Origin of the sequence: Bacteroides ndongoniae (genome assembly GCF_900108345.1) — a bacterium.
Lineage (GTDB): Bacteria > Bacteroidota > Bacteroidia > Bacteroidales > Bacteroidaceae > Bacteroides > Bacteroides ndongoniae.
Map to the genome: position 1 here is coordinate 202,147 of NZ_FNVV01000014.1, position 20,279 is coordinate 222,425.

The 20,279-nt window shown below is 44.8% G+C and carries 9 protein-coding genes and 7 pseudogenes; all 16 read left to right on the forward strand.

Going from position 1 to position 20,279, the window contains the following annotated elements:
- Positions 1-3,267 carry a DUF6443 domain-containing protein gene (locus BQ5591_RS21385; protein ID WP_159434463.1) on the forward strand — a complete coding sequence of 1,089 codons (3,267 nt, stop codon included), beginning with the start codon at positions 1-3 and terminating at the stop codon, positions 3,265-3,267.
- Positions 3,268-3,275: 8 nt separating this feature from the next.
- Entirely contained in the window at positions 3,276-3,983 is a 708-nt protein-coding gene (locus BQ5591_RS11765; RefSeq protein WP_159434464.1) for a hypothetical protein, read from the forward strand.
- 109 nt (positions 3,984-4,092) lie between these two features.
- Positions 4,093-5,723 (forward strand): annotated as a pseudogene (locus BQ5591_RS11770) (RHS repeat domain-containing protein); the annotation flags it as partial.
- Positions 5,724-6,179: 456 nt separating this feature from the next.
- Positions 6,180-7,097 (forward strand): annotated as a pseudogene (locus tag BQ5591_RS21870) (RHS repeat domain-containing protein); the annotation flags it as partial.
- Between the two features lie 120 nt (positions 7,098-7,217).
- Positions 7,218-7,619: pseudogene (locus BQ5591_RS22190) on the forward strand (AHH domain-containing protein); the annotation flags it as partial.
- Positions 7,620-7,631: 12 nt separating this feature from the next.
- The gene (locus tag BQ5591_RS11785; protein WP_071149536.1) at positions 7,632-8,318 is read left to right on the forward strand and encodes a hypothetical protein; all 687 of its coding nucleotides are present in this window, start codon (positions 7,632-7,634) and stop codon (positions 8,316-8,318) included.
- A gap of 142 nt (positions 8,319-8,460) precedes the next feature.
- Positions 8,461-9,090: pseudogene (locus BQ5591_RS21875) on the forward strand (RHS repeat domain-containing protein); the annotation flags it as partial.
- A 605-nt stretch (positions 9,091-9,695) separates the two neighbouring features.
- Positions 9,696-10,103 (forward strand): hypothetical protein, encoded by a 408-nt coding sequence (locus BQ5591_RS11795; RefSeq protein WP_071149537.1) that lies wholly within the window; start codon positions 9,696-9,698, stop codon positions 10,101-10,103.
- 69 nt (positions 10,104-10,172) lie between these two features.
- Positions 10,173-11,287: pseudogene (locus BQ5591_RS21680) on the forward strand (RHS repeat-associated core domain-containing protein); the annotation flags it as partial.
- A complete protein-coding gene (locus BQ5591_RS22300; RefSeq protein ID WP_449374830.1) occupies positions 11,282-11,833 on the forward strand; it encodes a DUF4329 domain-containing protein in 552 nt (183 codons plus the stop codon). The pseudogene BQ5591_RS21680 and the gene BQ5591_RS22300, both read left to right, overlap by 6 nt.
- A gap of 13 nt (positions 11,834-11,846) precedes the next feature.
- The gene (locus tag BQ5591_RS11810) at positions 11,847-12,329 is read left to right on the forward strand and encodes an NTF2 fold immunity protein (RefSeq protein ID WP_071149538.1); all 483 of its coding nucleotides are present in this window, start codon (positions 11,847-11,849) and stop codon (positions 12,327-12,329) included.
- 243 nt (positions 12,330-12,572) lie between these two features.
- Positions 12,573-14,837 carry an RHS repeat-associated core domain-containing protein gene (locus BQ5591_RS11815; RefSeq protein WP_071149539.1) on the forward strand — a complete coding sequence of 755 codons (2,265 nt, stop codon included), beginning with the start codon at positions 12,573-12,575 and terminating at the stop codon, positions 14,835-14,837.
- 4 nt (positions 14,838-14,841) lie between these two features.
- Positions 14,842-15,114, forward strand: coding sequence for a hypothetical protein (locus tag BQ5591_RS11820; protein WP_071150692.1), 273 nt, complete (start codon positions 14,842-14,844; stop codon positions 15,112-15,114).
- A 220-nt stretch (positions 15,115-15,334) separates the two neighbouring features.
- Positions 15,335-18,307, forward strand: a pseudogene (locus BQ5591_RS22305) (RHS repeat domain-containing protein); the annotation flags it as partial.
- Between the two features lie 86 nt (positions 18,308-18,393).
- Positions 18,394-19,134, forward strand: coding sequence for a hypothetical protein (locus tag BQ5591_RS11830; protein WP_159434468.1), 741 nt, complete (start codon positions 18,394-18,396; stop codon positions 19,132-19,134).
- Positions 19,135-19,188: 54 nt separating this feature from the next.
- Positions 19,189-20,268, forward strand: a pseudogene (locus tag BQ5591_RS22015) (RHS repeat domain-containing protein); the annotation flags it as partial.
- Positions 20,269-20,279: the final 11 nt, after the last annotated feature.

Below are 20,279 nucleotides of genomic sequence, written 5' to 3' on the forward strand. Positions count from 1 at the left end.
ATGAAGAAAAATCATTTATTCGTCTTGCTGCCCCTGCTTCTGCTGGGGGCTTCTCCGCTCCGCGTCTTTTCGCAGAGCGAAACAGAAAACTACGTATTGACGCGCACTTACCGCGAAGCGGGAAACACCGCTTCACAGTACATGGACCGCATCCAGTATTACGACGGACTCGGCCGTGAAAGCCAGCTCGTGCTGAAACAGTTTGCTCCCGACGGCTCCGATTTGGTCTCGGGAGTGCAATACGACAGTTTCGGACGCAAATGGCGGGAATCGGTTCCCGTCCCGTCAGCGTACAGTGACGGGCGTTTCGTGACCAGCCTGTTTTCGCGTGCCGCCCTGCTCACGGACGATGCCGCGCCTTACTCGGAAACGGCATATGAGCCGTCGCCGCTCGACCGCATACTTGCACAGACCGGCCCGGGAGCGGCCTGGCACAACGCCGGAAAGGCCCGGCACACCGAATATCTGGTGAACGACAACACTCCCGGCAGCCTGCTGTCCGCCTATCGCTATACGGCGGGAGAAGACGGAACCATCGGAACGCCCTCGCTATACGCCCCAGGCGAACTGAAGGTTACCCTCTCCGTCGGGGAGGAAAACGACAGCACGCTGACCTTCACCGACAAACGCGAGAAGACGGTGCTGACAAGGAGCCGCAACCGGGGCGTGAGCCACGACACCTATTACGTGTACGACGACTACGGACTGCTGCGGCATGTCCTTCCGCCATCCGCCGACGGAAACACCGACGCGACCACCCTGGCACGGCATGCCTACAGCTACCAATATGACGGGCGCAACCGCTGCATCGAAAAGAAGCTGCCGGGCTGCGAGACCGTACGCCTGATATACGACCGTGCCGACCGCCTTGTGCTGGAACAGAACGGCACGCAGCGGGCCGGCAACCGATGGACGGTGCATAAATACGACGCCATCGGAAGGCTGCTATACAGCTTCGAGCACACGGACGCGACGGACATCGCCACGCTGCGGACCCGCCTAAGCGGGATATGTGCCACCGAAAGCGACAGCGGGAACGATCCCTTGGGGATAGGGTACACGAACACGACGGTCGGCTGGGGCAGCGACGTGCGACTGCTCGAAGTGAACTATTACGACGACTACAGCTTTCTGGACAAACTGACGTCCGCCGAAAGAAATGCCCTGACCTATGCCGCACGAAGCGGGTACGACACCTGCCACACATACGCCGACGGGCTGCCCACCGGTAACCGCCATTACCTGCCCGACGGAACGGGGCGCTACGTTGCAACCGCCCTCTACTACGACAGCAAGGGAAGAACCGTGCAACAGACACGGACGAACCTGAAAGGCGGCTACGACCGGGACAGCTATGCCAACAGTTTCACCGGGCAGGTGACGAAGCACTTCTACACCCACACGGGCAGTGCGTCGGACACCGGTTCCCTCACCTGCGAGTATTTCTACATGTACGATCCCAACGACAGGCTGGTGGCCGTGGACTGTGCACTCAATGGCGGCACACGCAGTGCCCTCTACCGCCTGAGCTACGACAGCTACGGACGGATGCAGCAGAAAACCTTCGGAAACGGCCTGTATACCGGCACCTACAGCTACAACCTCCGCGGCTGGCTGACGGGCATCAGCGGAAGCAAGTTTTCGCAGGCCCTGCACTACACCGACGGCCCGGGCACCCCCTGCTACAACGGCAACATCAGCAGCATGACCTGGAAAGCCGGAAATGAGACGACGCTCCGCGGCTATAAGTTCACTTACGACGGGCTGAACCGCATGCTGGATGCGGTCTATGGCGAAGGTACGAACATCGGCAGTAACGCTAACCGTTTCACCGAGAAAGTGACCGGTTACGACAAGAATGGGAACATACTTGCTCTGCAACGGTATGGGCAGACTTCCGCAAGCGGATATGGCTTAATTGACAACCTGACCTTCACGCTCGATGGCAACCAGCTGAACCGGGTGGATGACGCGGTAACGGCATCCGCCTACAACAACGGCTTCGAGTTCAAGGACGCCGTGAAGCAGGCTGATGAGTACGCCTACGACGCCAATGGCAATCTGACGAAAGATTTGAATAAAAACATTAGCAATATTCAATACAATTGTTTAAATTTGCCAAGCAAGGTCACGTTCACGGACGGAAGTACTATCGAATACACTTATGCAGCCGACGGAACCAAGCTCCGTACGAAGCATGTCATCAATGGTACAACCACCACAACGGACTATTGCGGCAACGTGATCTATGAAAACGGTGTGCAGAAACTGCTGCTGACGGAAGCGGGATATGTCACCTTAGCCGACAGCAAGTACCATTACTACCTGCAGGATCATCAGGGCAACAACCGCGTGGTCATCGACCAAAACGGAGCTGTAGAGGAGGTGAACCATTATTATCCTTTTGGAGGTGTTTTCGCTTCGACTTCTTCTGTCCAACCTTACAAGTACAACGGCAAGGAATTGGACACGAAGAAAGGGCTGAACTGGTATGATTATGGGGCACGGCACTATGATGCGGTGATAGGAAGGTTTGCGACGGTGGATCGCTTTGCTGACAAGTATTCGTCCATGTCGCCTTATCAGTATGCGGCGAATAATCCAGTTGTGAACCTTGACATCAATGGAGACAGTATTATCACAACCCTTACGACGCAAGTTGACGGTAAAACGGTAAATGTAGACTATACATACCGGACAGATTCGAAAGGAAACTATGGGTTCTTTGACGCACAAGGAAACAAATACTCGGGCGAAGATGCCTTCATGAACAACTTGTCCAAAGCTTTGGCAGATTTGAGGGAAGGAGCTGTAGGAAATGCCTTGGTCAATGAACTAATTAATAGTGAAAGAAAGGTCAACATTGCAAATAGAAAAGAAAACGGAGCAGATCTTAATGGATCATATGTTACATGGAATGCCTCTGATACAGAAGGTGGTTTAAATACTGCCGGTAATACGACTCGTCCCGCTTATATTGGATTAGGGCATGAACTAGCCCATATACAAGACATTTGGCGAGGAACTGTTGTTGGTGGGGAGTGGGCCAATGGTGTACCTAACACTGAAAAATATGCTACTCATGTTGAAAATCAATTAAGATCAGAGCATAAGCTTCCCCTACGTACACATTATGGTATAACAAGTGATGGAAAGGGTGACCCTCATACTCCTTTATTACGAACGGGGACGGGGGTAAGTCTTTATTTTAAGAAAAAGGTTACATTAGGAGGTATATCTGTATATACAACTCCCTATATCTATTAACTTAACCAATGAGGGTGTATCAAAAAGGAGTATCTGAAACTTTCCTTCTTGGAGGAGGGGGAATAGAATCACTTCATTTTGAAACACCCTCATTAATAAAAGAAAATAAAGTTATGAAAATGTGGATTATAACATTATTGTTTTTAACTTGTTCTGAGGTTTCAGCACAGTCGTGGAATAGAATATTCTCAAAAATGAAGAAAATTCAATATAAAGAATTGAGGAAACAATTTAAAGATAATCCTGTTGCTTTGGATTTTTTCAAATTATATAATTCTACAAGAGAGGAAATCTTTTATACTAATTATTTACAAATAGTAGAAAACGATACAATTTTCTTTTTAGAAAGATATGGAGATGGAGAAAACAGATACCTCTTATCCACAATTTGGAATAAAAAGACGTTACTCTCCTATACTGGTTGTCAGGATTCCATTAAAGTAGAATATAATGAAATATGTTTCCCCGCTTATATGATGCGTTTGTGTTCGACATGGAGCATTGATGCCATACGAAAGGAAGAAGAAATAAATGCTACAGCACTTCCCATAACATATAATTGTTTAACAAGAGTCATTATATCTCACAACAAGTACTCAATACAATGTATTTTCTTTCGAGATTTTTTCTTGCTTAATCGTGATGTTAACAGTCATATATACTATCGATTGGGGGAATATGATATTTTTGGGAATGATATTAACTTCAAAAAATAAGATTTCCATCCAAGTACAAGTTGTATTCTAAACAATATTTTAAGCACCAGCTAAACCGAACGGCTGACAAAGGTGGAGCATACGCTGGGCGGCGTGACGGTGACATAGGCTGACGGGCATCAGCGGAAGCAAGTTCTCGCAGAACCTGTATTACAACACCGGGAACGGAACACCCTGCTACAACGGCAACATCAGCAGCATGACCTGGCAGGCGGGCGGCGAGACGATCCTCCACGGCTACAAGTTCACCTACGACGGGCTGAACCGCATGCTGGATGCTATCTATGGCGAAGGCACTTCCCTAAACAGCAACACCAACCGCTTCACCGAGAAAGTGACAGGTTACGACAAGAACGGGAACATACTTGCTCTGCAACGATACGGGCAGACGGGAGCAAGCAGCTACGGACTCATTGACAACCTGACCCTTACGCTCGATGGCAACCAACTGAACAGGGTGGATGACGCCTCTACCGCTACGGCCTACAACAACGGTTTCGAGTTCAAAGATGCCGTAAAGCAGGCGAACGAATATGCTTACGACGCCAACGGCAATCTGACGAAAGATTTGAATAAAAACATTAGCAATATTCAATACAATTGTTTAAATTTAGAGAAGACAGGCTGCACCTCAACAAATGTAAATAAAAGCAAGCTTTTGCTTCCTTTTGTGTTCGGTTTGCACTATCTTTGCCAAGCAAGGTCACGTTTACGGACGGAAGTACCATTGAATACACTTATGCAGCCGACGGAACCAAGCTCCGCACGAAGCATGTCATCAATGGTACAACCACCACAACGGACTATTGCGGCAACGTGATCTATGAAAACGGTGTGCAGAAGCTGCTGCTGACAGAAGCGGGATATGTCACCTTAGCCGACAGCAAGTACCACTACTACCTGCAGGACCATCAGGGAAACAACCGCGTGGTCATCGACCAGAACGGAACGGTGGAGGAAACGAATCATTACTACCCCTTCGGAGGTGTCTTCGCTTCGACTTCTTCTGTCCAACCTTACAAATACAACGGCAAGGAGCTGGACACGAAGAAAGGGCTGAACTGGTATGACTACGGGGCACGGCACTATGATGCGGCGGTAGGAAGGTTTACGACGGTGGATCCCTCATCGGAATCGTATTACGAGACTTCGCCGTATGCGTACTGTTTAAATACTCCTATCAATATGATAGATCCAGATGGTAATGATGGCATTTTCATAACTTTTCCTGATTACCAAATATCTACTCCTATCGGACGTGTTGGAGGATTAGGACATGCAGGTGTACTTTTAATAAATAATAAATCAGGTCTTACCAAATACTATGAATACGGCCGATACGATTCTGAAAATAAAGGGATTGTACGTTCTTTTACAGTTCCTAATGTAGTTATTGACCAAAATGGGAATCCTACAACTGAATCATTAAATGCAACATTGCAATCTGTTTCAGAGCAAGCAGGACATGGTGGACGTATTGAAGGAGCTTATGTTGAAAGTGACAAATTCGATGAAATGAATAATTATGCAATAGAAAAGATGAATGAAAATTCTAATCCTGATAGAAAGGAATATTCTTTACTAAAGAATAATTGTGGAACTTTTGCTGCTGACGTTTTAAAAGTGGATGATGAAGTTAAAGAAAAAGCACCTTCAATAATAGACCCCAGACCTAATAGTATGGTGGAAGAATTTCAAGATGAATTCAAGCCCATAAAATATGACCCTAATAAAAAATGAAAGTAACATGAATACTGAGCATATGTTATATTTATATGAATTGTTAGAATTGAATTTCTTTCTTGGTATAATATCCTTTATTATAGGTTCTGTTTTATTTTCATTACTCTTAATGAAAACAAAAATGGCAAAGCAGAAATACTATATTTATATCATTCTTCAATTCTTTATATCATATTTATTATCACTAATAATTTGGTTTGCATGGAATAATGATGCAGATATAATGTTCTCTTTTATTTCAATTCCTGCATTCATGGCAGAAATTATAGCATCAGTCGTAATCTATCTATTTGTCAAACATAGATATTCATAATTTATCAAGATTATCCTATATCTACTATTTGCATTACTAAAAATAGATATTCGACATTGCTTAAAATTTATCAATTGCGCAACTAATCCTTGACTCAAAAAAATTTTCTGCTTCAAGGATTAGTTTCCTTTTGTTACTAGCAGACAACCACCCGCGGCTACAAGTTCACCTACGACGGGCTGAACCGTATGCTGGATGCGGTCTATGGCGAAGGTACTTCGCTAAACAGCAACGCCAACCGCTTCACCGAGAAAGTGACTGGTTACGACAAGAACGGAAACATACTTGCCCTGCAACGGTACGGACAGACGGGAGCAAGCAGCTACGGGCTCATTGACAACCTGACCTTTACGCTCAACGGCAACCAACTGAACAGGGTGGACGATGCGGTAACGGCATCCGCCTACAACAACGGCTTCGAGTTCAAGGACGCCGTGAAGCAGGCGAACGAATATGCTTACGACGCCAACGGCAATTTGACGAAAGATTTGAATAAAAACATTAGCAATATTCAATACAATTGTTTAAATTTGCCAAGCAAGGTCACGTTCACGGACGGAAGCACCATTGAATACACCTATGCCGCCGACGGAACCAAGCTCCGCACGAAGCACGTCATCAACGGTACGACCACCACAACGGACTATTGCGGCAACGTGATCTATGAAAACGGTGTGCAGAAGCTGCTGCTGACGGAAGCCGGTTACCTCACCTTGGCCGACAGCAAGTACCACTACTACCTGCAGGACCATCAGGGAAACAACCGAGTGGTCATCGACCAAAGCGGCACGGTAAAGGAAGTAAATCACTATTACCCCTTCGGAGGTGTCTTCGCCAACTCTACGAGTGTACAGCCTTACAAGTATAACGGCAAGGAACTGGATACGAAAAAGGGCCTGAACTGGTACGACTACGGGGCACGGCACTATGATGCGGCGGTAGGAAGGTTTGCGACGGTGGATCCGATGGCGGAGAAGTATTATTCGATGAGTCCGTATGTGTATTGTGCGAATAATCCGATGAAATTTGTTGATTCGGATGGTAAACAACTCATAATACCTCCGACCTTCTTTGGAATGAATCCCCCTATTTTAGGGACAAGCAATCCAATTATTGCTACCGGGAGGAATATTGGGATGCTTGGAACTTCGGATAAGATAGTCAAGGCTTTACCGAAAGAAGAACATCATATCATTCCCAGGTCATTGAAGGGAAATGATGTAATTAAAACAGCTAAGGAAGGAGGCTTTAAGTTAGAAGGAAAAGGGAATAAGATATCTGTTGACAAATTTAGCAAAGCTACCGGTGAGGGACAACATGCGAAACATCCGAACTATACGAGACAGATTGAGCAGAATTTGAAGGAGGCTTTCAACAAAAATCCCCGAATGACACCAGAACAGGCTGTAGATGTGGTAAAAGAGATTAGTTCCAAAGCTAAAAATGCAATAGAAAATAATCCGAATATCAAGATAAATGATTTGAAGTTGGAACAGCAAGTTTTACCTATGGATAATACCAAAATTTTAAAACCTACTGAGCTAATAAAGGTTGAATATAAGAACCCATGGCATAGTTAAATTTATAAAATTATGAAATATTACATTATAAAGGAATCGATTAACGAAAACATTGTGGGAAAGGATTTCCCACAAGTTCACAAGTTTATTAAGGGATATAATCCAGATGCTCCCAAAGCATTGTTTAGCTTATATAAATATGTGGAATCTTTTCCTGATTATATGCCTGAACTTGATGGTATGATGCTTGCTGGCTATGCCAAGTTGACAGATTTTGTGAGCAGCAGTTTCAGTAGTCAACTATTTATTATTAGTGAAAATGGACGGAAAACTTTGGATCAATATAACCTGTGCCCCCATCGATTTTATCCTTTAGGACTGTATAAAAGAAAAGTAAAGCATGACTATTTCTTGCTTAAGACTATTCTCGCTGATTATATCGATTATGTTGATTTTGAAAAGAGTTCGTTTATAGAATATAACATAGCTAGTAAAGAAAAATTTGGGGAAGTTTCCGTGAACTCCAAAGAAGAGTTGTTTCGAAAAAGAGATGAAGTGGAAAAGCAGGGAGGAGTATGCCAAACTATTTGGGGAAACAGAATCGTAATGAATTCCCTTTTTGACAAGGAACTCGATTTTTTCTCAATCTCTTGGATTGACTCCAATGACTATGTTAGCGAACGCTTGAAAAATGCCATAGAGGATAATGGATTGACCGGTTGGGAGTTTACCCCTGCTACAAATTTAATTGTGGAATAATTCCTTCTTTCTCTGACCGTAGGTTGATTCCGTTGCAAAAAGAAAGAAACATTTAATTACTATCCTAACATCAGGTATGTCATATCATGCATGTTAGGATAGTTTTTTGTTTATCAAATGAAAGGTCTGAATATTAATTTGCGGTTTTAAGTTAAAGGACGCCGTAAAGCAGGCGAACGAATACGCCTACGACGCCAACGGCAATCTAACGAAAGATTTGAATAAAGGAATTTCCGAAATTCAGTATAATTGTTTAAATTTGCCAAGCAAGGTCACGTTTACGGACGGAAGCACCATTGAATACACTTATGCAGCCGACGGAACCAAGCTCCGCACGGTACATACAATAGGCGGTACGACCACCACAACGGACTATTGCGGCAACGTGATCTATGAAAACGGTGTGCAGAAACTGCTGCTGACGGAAGCCGGATACCTCACCCTGGCCGACAGCAAGTACCACTACTTCCTGCAGGATCATCAGGGAAACAACCGAGTGGTCATCGACCAGAACGGGACGGTGGAGGAGGTGAGCCATTACTACCCCTTCGGAGGTGTCTTCGCTTCGACTTCTTCCGTTCAACCCTATAAGTACAACGGCAAGGAACTGGACACGAAGAAAGGCCTGAACTGGTATGACTACGGGGCACGGCACTATGATGCGGCGCTGGGAAGGTTTGCGACGGTGGATCCGATGGCGGAAGATTATTCCAATATAAGTACTTATACATATTGTTTGAATAATCCAATAAAATATATAGATCCCAATGGTATGCAATCCGATGATACTATTGTAGATGGTGGCACTCTTCCCGAAGTTACTATTACTCGTGTACGTGTCGCTCCTCCCATATCCGGTTTTTGGGATAATCTGCTATGGTTCTTGTTTGGGCGAAGCATGGAAATTCCTGTTTATGGTATTGATAATTATGGGAATCCAACGGGCGAAATAGTTGGAAGCTCGCAATTTAATGTTAGTCGAAATGGATATATTATAGGACTTACACCTCGAAGTGGGATAGCACCCTTGCCATCTCTAGGAATAAAAAATATCACTCAATTATTAAAAATCGCAAATCAGAATTCCAAAGCAGGGTTAACTGCGGTTGGACGCGCTCTAAAAAAACATGGTGATAGGATTGGAAGTGCTTTTCCAAAAGCTGTAGGTAATCAAGCTGCAATAAATGCACAAGGAGAAAAAGTTTTAAAGGAAATTTTGTCTAATCCTAATGTACAAAGGACAGTAAACAATAACAATATTGGTCGTTATGGTGGAAGTGTCGTAGATTATAAAATCCCTAATGGAATGGGGGCTCGTTTCAATTCAAATGAAAGTAAGTTTATCGGTTTTTTAGAACCTTAAAAATAATAAGCAATATGTATATAAATGAATATGAGATATTGATAGCAAGCCCATTTGATAGAGAATATTTAGTTGCTGAAATTTATCATAAGTTGCTATTCGCTGAAATAAATCAAGAGCATGGATATTTAGAAATACAAATATATCCAACTTCTGACCAAAAATTCATAGTATCTTTAAAAGAATTTGTTGAAGCAATAAACGCTGCTAAAAAACATCTTCAAGCTAAACATGTATATATGACAGCAATGAATAATATTACAACATTAAGAAAAGATAGTAACAAGGTTTGTATGCTGAGTGGAAATATAAGTTTTGGTACAATATCAAATAATATGTTAGAGATAAATATTCAAAAAGGAAATTTCTTAAAATTACCTTTGGAAAATTTTCTAGAGATTTTAAATAGTTATATCATGTAACAATATTTAGAGATTAAAGCAATTCTTGATTCAAAAACATTTGTTTCAAGGATTGCTTTTTTTATTTGCCACCTCCGAAGCTGGCTCACAGCCGTCAGCGGAAGCAAGTTCTCGCAGAACCTGCACTACACCGACGGCCCGGGCACTCCCTGCTACAACGGCAATATCAGCAGCATAACCTGGAAAGCCGGAAATGAGACAACGCTCCGCGGCTACAAGTTCACCTACGACGGGTTGAACCGCATGCTGGATGCCGTCTATGGCGAAAGCACTTCGATAAGCAGCAACGCCAACCGCTTCACCGAAAAGGTGACCGGTTACGACAAGAACGGGAACATACTCGCTCTACAACGATACGGACAGACGGGAGCAAGCAGCTACGGACTCATTGACAACCTGACCTTCACGCTCAACGGCAACCAGCTGAACCGGGTGGATGATGCAGTGACGGCATCCGCCTACAACGGTGGCTTCGAGTTCAAGGACGCCGTGAAGCAGGCGAACGAATATGCTTACGACGCCAATGGCAATCTGACGAAAGATTTGAATAAAAACATTAGCAATATTCAATACAATTGTTTAAATTTAGAGAAGACAGGCTGCACCTCAACAAATGTAAATAAAAGCAAGCTTTTGCTTCCTTTTGTGTTCGGTTTGCACTATCTTTGCCAAGCAAGGTCACGTTTACGGACGGAAGTACCATTGAATACACTTATGCAGCCGACGGAACCAAGCTCCGCACGAAGCATGTCATCAATGGTACAACCACCACAACGGACTATTGCGGCAACGTGATCTATGAAAACGGTGTGCAGAAACTGCTGCTGACGGAAGCGGGTTACCTTACTTTGGCCGACAGCAAGTACCACTACTACCTGCAGGACCATCAGGGAAACAACCGCGTGGTCATCGACCAGAACGGAACGGTGGAGGAAACGAATCATTACTATCCCTTCGGAGGTGTCTTCGCCAACTCTACGAGTGTACAGCCTTACAAGTATAACGGCAAGGAACTGGATACGAAAAAGGGCCTGAACTGGTACGACTACGGGGCACGGCACTATGATGCGGCGGTAGGAAGGTTTGCGACGGTGGATCCGATGGCGGAGAAGTATTATTCGATGAGTCCGTATGCATATTGTGGAAACAATCCAATAAGATATATAGATTTGAATGGTATGGAATATGCTCCCGGTGATTTATTTAAGACTAAAAGAGAAGCTGCTAGAGATTGGGGTATGTACTATAATGGATATTCTATTAAATACAAGAAAGAAATGGGCTCTTCGATTTATGAAATAAAGAAGGATGGGAAAATTATAGGGTATTCTTATTCTCCAGCTGCAGTATTTCAAGAGCATAAAGCGGGGTTTTCTCTACCTCCTAAAGGGGAAAAAACAGTTGCAACTATTCATTCACATGCTAATTATACAGGGAATATAAAAGACTCCGCTGGGAAAACTCTTAAAGTTTATGATAATAGATTCTCTCCTGCCGATAAAACCTATAATGACAACTCAAATTTGATAGGCTTCTTAACTACTCCCAATGGCAGTTTGTTAGAACATAATCCCCAAAACGGGCTAATTTCTGTTCTCTCTACAGATTTGCCTAGTGATTCTGCTGACCCTACTAGACAAAATAGCATTAAAGCAACAACACAACCTTATGAACCATCCTTCATAACAAAAATTATAGACTGGTTTAAAGAACTTTTTAAAGAGGAATAAATAATATTGGAATATGAAATATGTTTATATTATATTATGCATTACTGTGTGTGCAAGTTGTACCGGTAAAACTAAGCCTTCACATATCGGAGAAGTAAATGAAGTATTGGTTGACACATCTGAAATTCAACTAGACCTTATACCTCATTCAATTATAATAGATAGTGGACAACCTGATTTTATCATAGACTCCACATTGGAGCGTCTTTATCCAGAAGACATCCATGAATACGAATTTACACCGAGTTGTCATTGGAAAGGAGGTCAAGTACAAACTCCAGAAGAGGCTTTTAGCATAGTAAAGCCCTATTTTTTAGATATCTGCAATATTGACATTGAATTAAACAAACCTTTTCGTATCAATTTAGTTGATAATGAGTTATGGGTAATCTATGGCTGTCCACAACCTAATAGCGGAATCGTTTTTGGTGGCGATATATATGTTGAAATACAAAAAAAGACAGGGGCAACATCTCCTATAATCATAGGGAAATAGTAATATATATTAGCAATCCTTGTTACAGAGCAATCTGTTTCAAGGATTGCTTTTATTTACAAATATACTTATAGTAAATAATGCTACTATCCGACACGCACCCTCCGCGTCACGAAAACCGCCGACGAGGCGGACCTCTCACTCCATGCCTTCTTCTACACCTACGACGAAAGGGGACGATGCACGGAACTGAAAAAGCCCGGAACGGGAACCATACACTATGGATACGGCAACAACGACCTGATGCTCTTCTCGCAGGACGAAAAGCAACAAGCAGCCAACCTCATGACCTTTTACCTGTATGACAAGACGCACCGGCTGGTGGTAAAAGGGGAATGCGAGATTCCGTTAAACTTTGCAGGCGCCGAACAGGCAACCATCTGTACATATACAGGACCGGGGACGGGCATTGACGGATGCGGATATACGGCCAACTTCAACTTCCCTTCGCCCGTGTTACAGCTTGTCAACTTTTACGACGATTACAGCTTCCGTACCGGAACCGGATTCAGCAACACGAATTTCCCAGCGCCGGTCGGGAACTACAGCTGCGGCAGGAAGACGGGAAGCATCGTCTATGTGCCCGGACAGGACACACGCTTGTACAAGGCATATTATTACTCGATGCGGGGAAACCTGATCCGTGAAGTGAGCAGCAACCTTCGCGGAGGATATGACACGACGGAGACCACCTACAGCTTCACCGACCGGCCGTCGCACAGCACACACACGCATACGGCACAGAATGCGCCGACCCTGACCGAGGCTTACGACTACACTTACGACCATGCCGACCGGCTGACCAAAGTGGAGCATACCTTCGGAGGAGTAAAGCAGACCTTGCTGGCACATACGTACGACGAGTTGTGCCGACTGTCGCATACGGACTACCACGGAAGTTCCGCCAACCGACTGACCTACAGCTACAACCTCCGCGACTGGCTGACAGCTATCAGCGGCAATAAGTTCTCGCAGAACCTGTATTACAACACCGGCAACGGCACACCCTGCTACAACGGCAACATCAGCAGCATGACCTGGAAAGCCGGAAATGAGACGATGCTCCGCGGCTACAAGTTCACCTACGACGGGCTGAACCGTATGCTGGATGCGGTCTATGGCGAAGGTACTTCGCTAAACAGCAACGCCAACCGCTTCACCGAGAAAGTGACTGGTTACGACAAGAACGGAAACATACTCGCTCTGCAACGGTATGGGCAGACGGGAGCAAGCAGCTACGGGCTCATTGACAACCTGACCTTCACGCTCAACGGCAACCAGCTGAACCGGGTGGACGATGCTTCCACCGCTACGGCCTACAACAACGGTTTCGAGTTCAAGGACGCCGTGAAGCAGACGAACGAATACGCCTACGATGCCAACGGTAATTTAACGAAAGATTTGAATAAAAACATTAGCAATATTCAATACAATTCACTAAATTTACCGCGCAAGGTCACATTCACGGACGGAAGTACCATTGAATACACTTATGCCGCCGACGGAACCAAGCTCCGCACGAAGCATGTCATCAATGGTACGACTACCACAACGGACTATTGCGGCAACGTGATCTATGAAAACGGTGTGCAAAAGCTGCTGCTGACGGAAGCGGGATATGTCACTTTAGCCGACAGCAAGTACCATTACTACCTGCAGGACCATCAGGGAAACAACCGAGTGGTTATCGACCAGAACGGGACTGTAGAGGAAACGAACCATTACTACCCCTTCGGAGGTGTCTTCGCTTCGACTTCTTCTGTCCAACCTTACAAATACAACGGCAAGGAGCTGGACACGAAGAAAGGACTGAACTGGTATGACTATGGGGCACGGCATTATGATGCAGCGCTGGGAAGGTTTGCGACGGTGGATCCGATGGCGGAGAAACTGTATGGATGGGCACCGTACGCTTACTGCTATGATAACCCGATAAAGCATGTCGATAAAGACGGTAAGATAGGTGAAACTGTTTGGGATGTTTTTAGCCTGATAATGGGCGTAGAGAGTTTTACCGAAAATGTCAGTCAGGGAAACATCGGAGCCGCCGTTTTAGATGGTGTAGGAATTATTGCTGATGCGGCTGCTGTTGCATTACCGTTAGTTCCGGGAGGTGCGGGTGCTGCCATCAAGGGAGCACGGGCGGTAGATAAGGCTGTGGATGCGGTTAGTTCTGCAAACAAAGCCTCAGACATTGTAAAGGTAAGTCAATACGCAGATTTACCAGATTCAAAAACAGTAAGCGCAGGTAAAAGTTTCACTCAAACCCAGAAACGAAAAATACTAGAAATTAATCGTAACAAGAATGGAGGCATCTTAAAAAGCGATTTGAGTGGTAAAAAGTTAGATATTCCAACTCAATCAAAAAAAGGAGAAAAAGCAAATATGAATCAAGCGGAAATTGATCATATAACTCCCAAGTCTAAAGGAGGAAGCAATAGTTATTCTAACGCACAAGTTCTTTCTAAAGAAGAAAATCTGAAAAAGAGTAATAAAATTGAATATTAAAAATATGGAACATTTAACAGCTTATGTCTTTACAACAAAAGGTATTGTATATCATAAACAACCCATATTACGAGTAATTTATGATAATGATGGGGATTGGCAATTTTTAAGCAGAAATGATACTCTTGACATAAAAGATGCTATATTAGTTTCATTAGATGAAATTTTACAAATCGATAATAGCCTATTTAATGTAGTTTTTTCTTTGAATAAAGGTGAAATTGCTTTTAGAGTGTCAATTGGCTCACAATGGGTAATAAATAAATGCACATCCTAAATTACTCAAATTCTGTAAATAATGATACAGCAATCAAATATTTTGAAGAAAACTAAACTTAAGTAATTATGGAATAATAGCAAAAAGCAATTCTTGATTCAGAAAAATTCTGTTTCAAGGATTGCTTTTTGCCATTTCTCCATTTAAAATATTACTGTATAAATGTAGGCTAAATATGAAAACACTGTCTTGTAACTACTAATTAAAAAACGGACTCGGCCGTGAAAGCCAGCTCGTGCTGAAACAGTTTGCTCCCGACGGCTCCGATTTGGTCTCGGGAGTGCAATACGACAGTTTCGGACGCAAATGGCGGGAATCGGTTCCCGTCCCGTCAGCGTACAGTGACGGGCGTTTCGTGACCAGCCTGTTTTCGCGTGCCGCCCTGCTCACGGACGATGCCGCGCCTTACTCGGAAACGGCATATGAGCCGTCGCCGCTCGACCGCATACTTGCACAGACCGGCCCGGGAGCGGCCTGGCACAACGCCGGAAAGGCCCGGCACACCGAATATCTGGTGAACGACAACACTCCCGGCAGCCTGCTGTCCGTCTATCGCTATACGGCGGGAGAAGACGGAACCATCGGAACGCCCTCGCTATACGCCCCAGGCGAACTGAAGGTTACCCTCTCCGTCGGGGAGGACAACGACAGCACGCTGACCTTCACCGACAAACGCGAGAAGACGGTGCTGACAAGGAGCCGCAACCGGGGCGTGAGCCACGACACCTATTACGTGTACGACGACTACGGACTGCTGCGGCATGTCCTTCCGCCATCCGCCGACGGAAACACCGACGCGACCACCCTGGCACGGCATGCCTACAGCTACCAATATGACGGGCGCAACCGCTGCATCGAAAAGAAGCTGCCGGGCTGCGAGACCGTACGCCTGATATACGACCGTGCCGACCGCCTTGTGCTGGAACAGAACGGCACGCAGCGGGCCGGCAACCGATGGACGGTGCATAAATACGATGCCATCGGAAGGCTGCTATACAGCTTCGAGCACACGGACGCGACGGACATCGCCACGCTGCGGAACCGCCTAAGCGGGATATGTGCCACCGAAAGCGACAGCGGGAACGATCCCTTGGGGATAGGGTACACGAACACGACGGTCGGCTGGGGCAGCGACGTGCGACTGCTCGAAGTGAACTATTACGACGACTACAGCTTTCTGGACAAACTGACGTCCGCCGAAAGAAATGCCCTGACCTATGCTGCACGAAGCGGGTACGACACCTGCCACACGTACGCCGACGGGCTGCCCACCGGTAACCGCCATTACCTGCCCGACGGAACGGGGCGCTACGTTGCAACCGCCCTCTACTACGACAACAAGGGAAGAACCGTGCAGCAGACACGGACGAACCTGAAAGGCGGCTACGACCGGGACAGCTATGCCAACAGTTTCACCGGGCAGGTGACGAAGCACTTCTACACCCACACGGGCAGTGCGTCGGATACCGGTTCCCTCACCTGCGAGTATTTCTACATGTACGATCCCAACGACAGGCTGGTGGCCGTGGACTGTGCACTCAATGGCGGCACACGCAGTGCCCTCTACCGCCTGAGCTACGACAGCTACGGACGGATGCAGCAGAAAACCTTCGGAAACGGCCTGTATGCCAGCACCTACGACTACAACCTCCGCGGCTGGCTGACAGCCATCAGCGGCAGCAAGTTCTCGCAGAACCTGTATTACAACACCGGCAACGGCACACCCTGCTACAACGGCAACATCAGCAGCATGACCTGGAAAGCCGGAAATGAGACGACACTCCGCGGCTATAAGTTCACTTACGACGGACTGAACCGCATGCTGGATGCTGTTTATGGCGAAAGCACTTCCCTAACCACAAACGCCAACCGCTTCACCGAGAAAGTGACGGGCTATGACAAGAATGGTAACATACTTGCTCTGCAACGGTATGGGCAGACTTCCGCAAGCGGATATGGCTTAATTGACAACCTGACCTTCACACTCAACGGTAACCAGCTGAACCGGGTGGATGACGCTGTGACGAGTTCTGCTTACAACAACGGCTTCGAGTTCAAGGATGCTGTGAAGCAGGCTAATGAGTACGCCTACGATGCCAACGGCAATCTGACGAAAGATTTGAATAAAGGAATTTCCGAAATTCAGTATAATTGTTTAAATTTACCGCGCAAGGTCACGTTCACGGACGGAAGCACCATTGAATACACCTATGCCGCCGACGGAACCAAGCTCCGCACGAAGCATGTCATCAACGGTACGACCACCACAACGGACTATTGCGGCAACGTGATCTATGAAAACGGTGTGCAGAAACTGCTGCTGACAGAAGCCGGTTATGTCACCCTGTCCGACAGCAAGTACCACTACTACCTGCAGGACCATCAGGGCAACAACCGCGTAGTCATCGACCAGAACGGGACGGTGGAAGAAACGAACCATTACTACCCCTTCGGAGGTGTCTTCGCCAACTCTACGAGTGTACAGCCTTACAAGTACAACGGCAAGGAACTGGACACAAAGAAAGGACTGAACTGGTACGACTATGGGGCACGGCACTATGATGCGGCGATAGGAAGATTTGCGACGGTGGATCCGATGGCGGAGAAGTATTATCCTTGGAGCCCTTATACTTATTGTTTGGATAATCCGATAAAATATGTGGATAATGATGGAAAAAAAGTATATTATGCAACAGGAGTTTCAAATGAATTCAAGAATGATTTTAAACAAGCCGTGCAATATTTAAATCAAAATGGTGCTGGAGGATTATTGGCTAAACTACATGCTTCCGATAAAATTTATTATATAGATGAGGGGCTTCCTTTAGCTTCCAGTTCTTTTAATAAAGATACTCAAACCATTACATGGAGCTCTCGGACTGGTCTACTAACAAATAATGGATTTGAATTGTCACCCACAACTGTGTTAAACCATGAAATAGATCACGCAGTACAATTTGATCAGAATCATGAACAACAAATGCAAGATTACAATTCAAAGGACGAAAACTACAGTAATAAAGAAGAAAAAAGGGTAATAACAGGAAGCGAACAAGAAACAGCCAAGAAATTAGGAGAAATAGATAAAACAGAAGTTACACGTATTGACCATTTGGGAACTCTTTATGAAACCACAGGGCCAACAACCATAGAATGGAAAGATCCTATTGTCATAACGCCCAAAAAGAAATAATAGAATTAGGATAATTGTACATTATTTTAAAGTGTTCGGATTAAGATAACTTGTAATCCGAACGCTTTTATAAACAAATTACCAATATGAGAAAAAGAACAAGTATATTCATAATGATGATTTTTATGCATTTGTATTTGTATTCACAAAACGGCCTTATGCACAACTCTCAAATAGACAGTGTACTTATCCATTATGTAGACTTTGAACTCATGACGATAAGCGATATTGACTGTGATGAATTTGAATCTTTGCTAAGTTTAAACTATAAAAAATCTATACTTATTACCCCCATACATATCGCTGAATTTAAAGATTTATTTTTAATGAAAAAGAACAAAACAAAACAACCTATTGATGTAAGATGTAAAATATATATATATACTCCAGAAAAAATCAAAGTAGCGTGTTTAGGGCAGCATGTACTTTGGGATGGGGATACTTTTTACAGCGTTAATAACTCATTTATTGATAGAATGAAAAAACTTATCTCAAAAGGTAAAATACCAGGAAGTGATACAATAATTAACAATAAGCCTATTCTTTTAACTGGACAGGATATTTTTTACAATTATATTAGACAAAGTTGTTTGCCAATTATGGAGAAGGAAAAAATTGATAGTTTAAAATTGCTGATTGATTTCTATATTGATAGAGAAGGAAATTCCATAGATATAACTATCAAAAAATGGAATAGATATCCTATACCCGTTTCTTTACAAAAGGAAATTATCCAGCTATTTCATGAAAAAATAAAATGGTCTCCATCCAAGGATCGCCCCTCTAAGTTTAGAAAGATATTACCTATAGTAATTACTCCTGATTAGTTGACAATTATTACGATTGATACCCTGACTTTGAGAAGAGAGTAGCAGTAGCTAAAAGATTTGAATAAAAACATTGGCAATATTCAATACAATTGTTTAAATTTACCGCGCAAGGTCACGTTCACGGACGGAAGCACCATTGAATACACCTATGCCGCCGACGGAACCAAGCTCCGCACGAAGCATGTCATCAACGGTACGACCACCACCACAACGGACTATTGCGGCAACGTGATCTATGAAAACGGTGTGCAGAAGCTGCTGCTGACGGAAGCAGGTTACCTTACCCTGACTGACAGCAAGTACCACTACTTCCTGCAGGACCATCAGGGCAACAACCGAGTGGTCATCGACCAGAACGGAACAGTGGAGGAAACGAATCATTACTATCCCTTCGGAGGTGTCTTCGCCAACTCTACGAGTGTACAGCCTTACAAGTACAACGGCAAGGAGCTGGACACGAAGAAAGGACTGAGCTGGTACGACTATGGGGCACGGCACTATGATGCGGCGGTAGGAAGGTTTGCGACGGTGGATCCGATGGCGGAGAAACTGTATGGATGGGCACCGTACGCTTACTGCTATGATAACCCGATAAAGCATGTCGATAAAGACGGTAAGATAGGTGAAACTGTTTGGGATGTTTTTAGCCTGATAATGGGCGTAGAGAGTTTTACCGAAAATGTCAGTCAGGGAAACATCGGAGCCGCCGTTTTAGATGGTGTAGGAATTATTGCTGATGCGGCTGCTGTTGCATTACCGTTAGTTCCGGGAGGTGCGGGTGCTGCCATCAAGGGAGCACGGGCGGTAGATAAGGCTGTGGATGCGGTTAGTTCTGCAAACAAGGTCGACAAGGCGATAGATGTTTCTAAGACATCCAGAGCAGCCCGTCGCGAAGTTATGAGAGAACAAGGAATCCCAACAAGCCAACAGCCTAAATCACAATCTAAAAATGCTTCAGGAAGAGAATATCGTTATGATGTTCCTAAAGAAGGTGTGGCACTAAAGAAAAATCTGTACAACAGCAAACGCTGGATAGAAGTCATGCAGAACAACCGCACTGGGAAGCTGGAGATATTCGAAAAGATAAACAAGGAAACAACAAATATAATCGATATGGCTGGCCACGGTTAGATGATAGAAAA

What these genes read in the sequence shown, in the direction of transcription:
- BQ5591_RS11815 (WP_071149539.1), top strand. Translation starts at nt 12,573, where the DNA reads ATGCTCTTCTCGCAGGACGAAAAGCAACAAGCAGCCAACCTCATGACC.
- BQ5591_RS11785 (WP_071149536.1), top strand. Translation starts at nt 7,632, where the DNA reads ATGAAATATTACATTATAAAGGAATCGATTAACGAAAACATTGTGGGA.
- BQ5591_RS11830 (WP_159434468.1), top strand. Translation starts at nt 18,394, where the DNA reads ATGAGAAAAAGAACAAGTATATTCATAATGATGATTTTTATGCATTTG.
- BQ5591_RS11820 (WP_071150692.1), top strand. Translation starts at nt 14,842, where the DNA reads ATGGAACATTTAACAGCTTATGTCTTTACAACAAAAGGTATTGTATAT.
- BQ5591_RS22300 (WP_449374830.1), top strand. Translation starts at nt 11,282, where the DNA reads ATGGAATATGCTCCCGGTGATTTATTTAAGACTAAAAGAGAAGCTGCT.
- BQ5591_RS11795 (WP_071149537.1), top strand. Translation starts at nt 9,696, where the DNA reads ATGTATATAAATGAATATGAGATATTGATAGCAAGCCCATTTGATAGA.
- BQ5591_RS11810 (WP_071149538.1), top strand. Translation starts at nt 11,847, where the DNA reads ATGAAATATGTTTATATTATATTATGCATTACTGTGTGTGCAAGTTGT.
- BQ5591_RS21385 (WP_159434463.1), top strand. Translation starts at nt 1, where the DNA reads ATGAAGAAAAATCATTTATTCGTCTTGCTGCCCCTGCTTCTGCTGGGG.
- BQ5591_RS11765 (WP_159434464.1), top strand. Translation starts at nt 3,276, where the DNA reads ATGAGGGTGTATCAAAAAGGAGTATCTGAAACTTTCCTTCTTGGAGGA.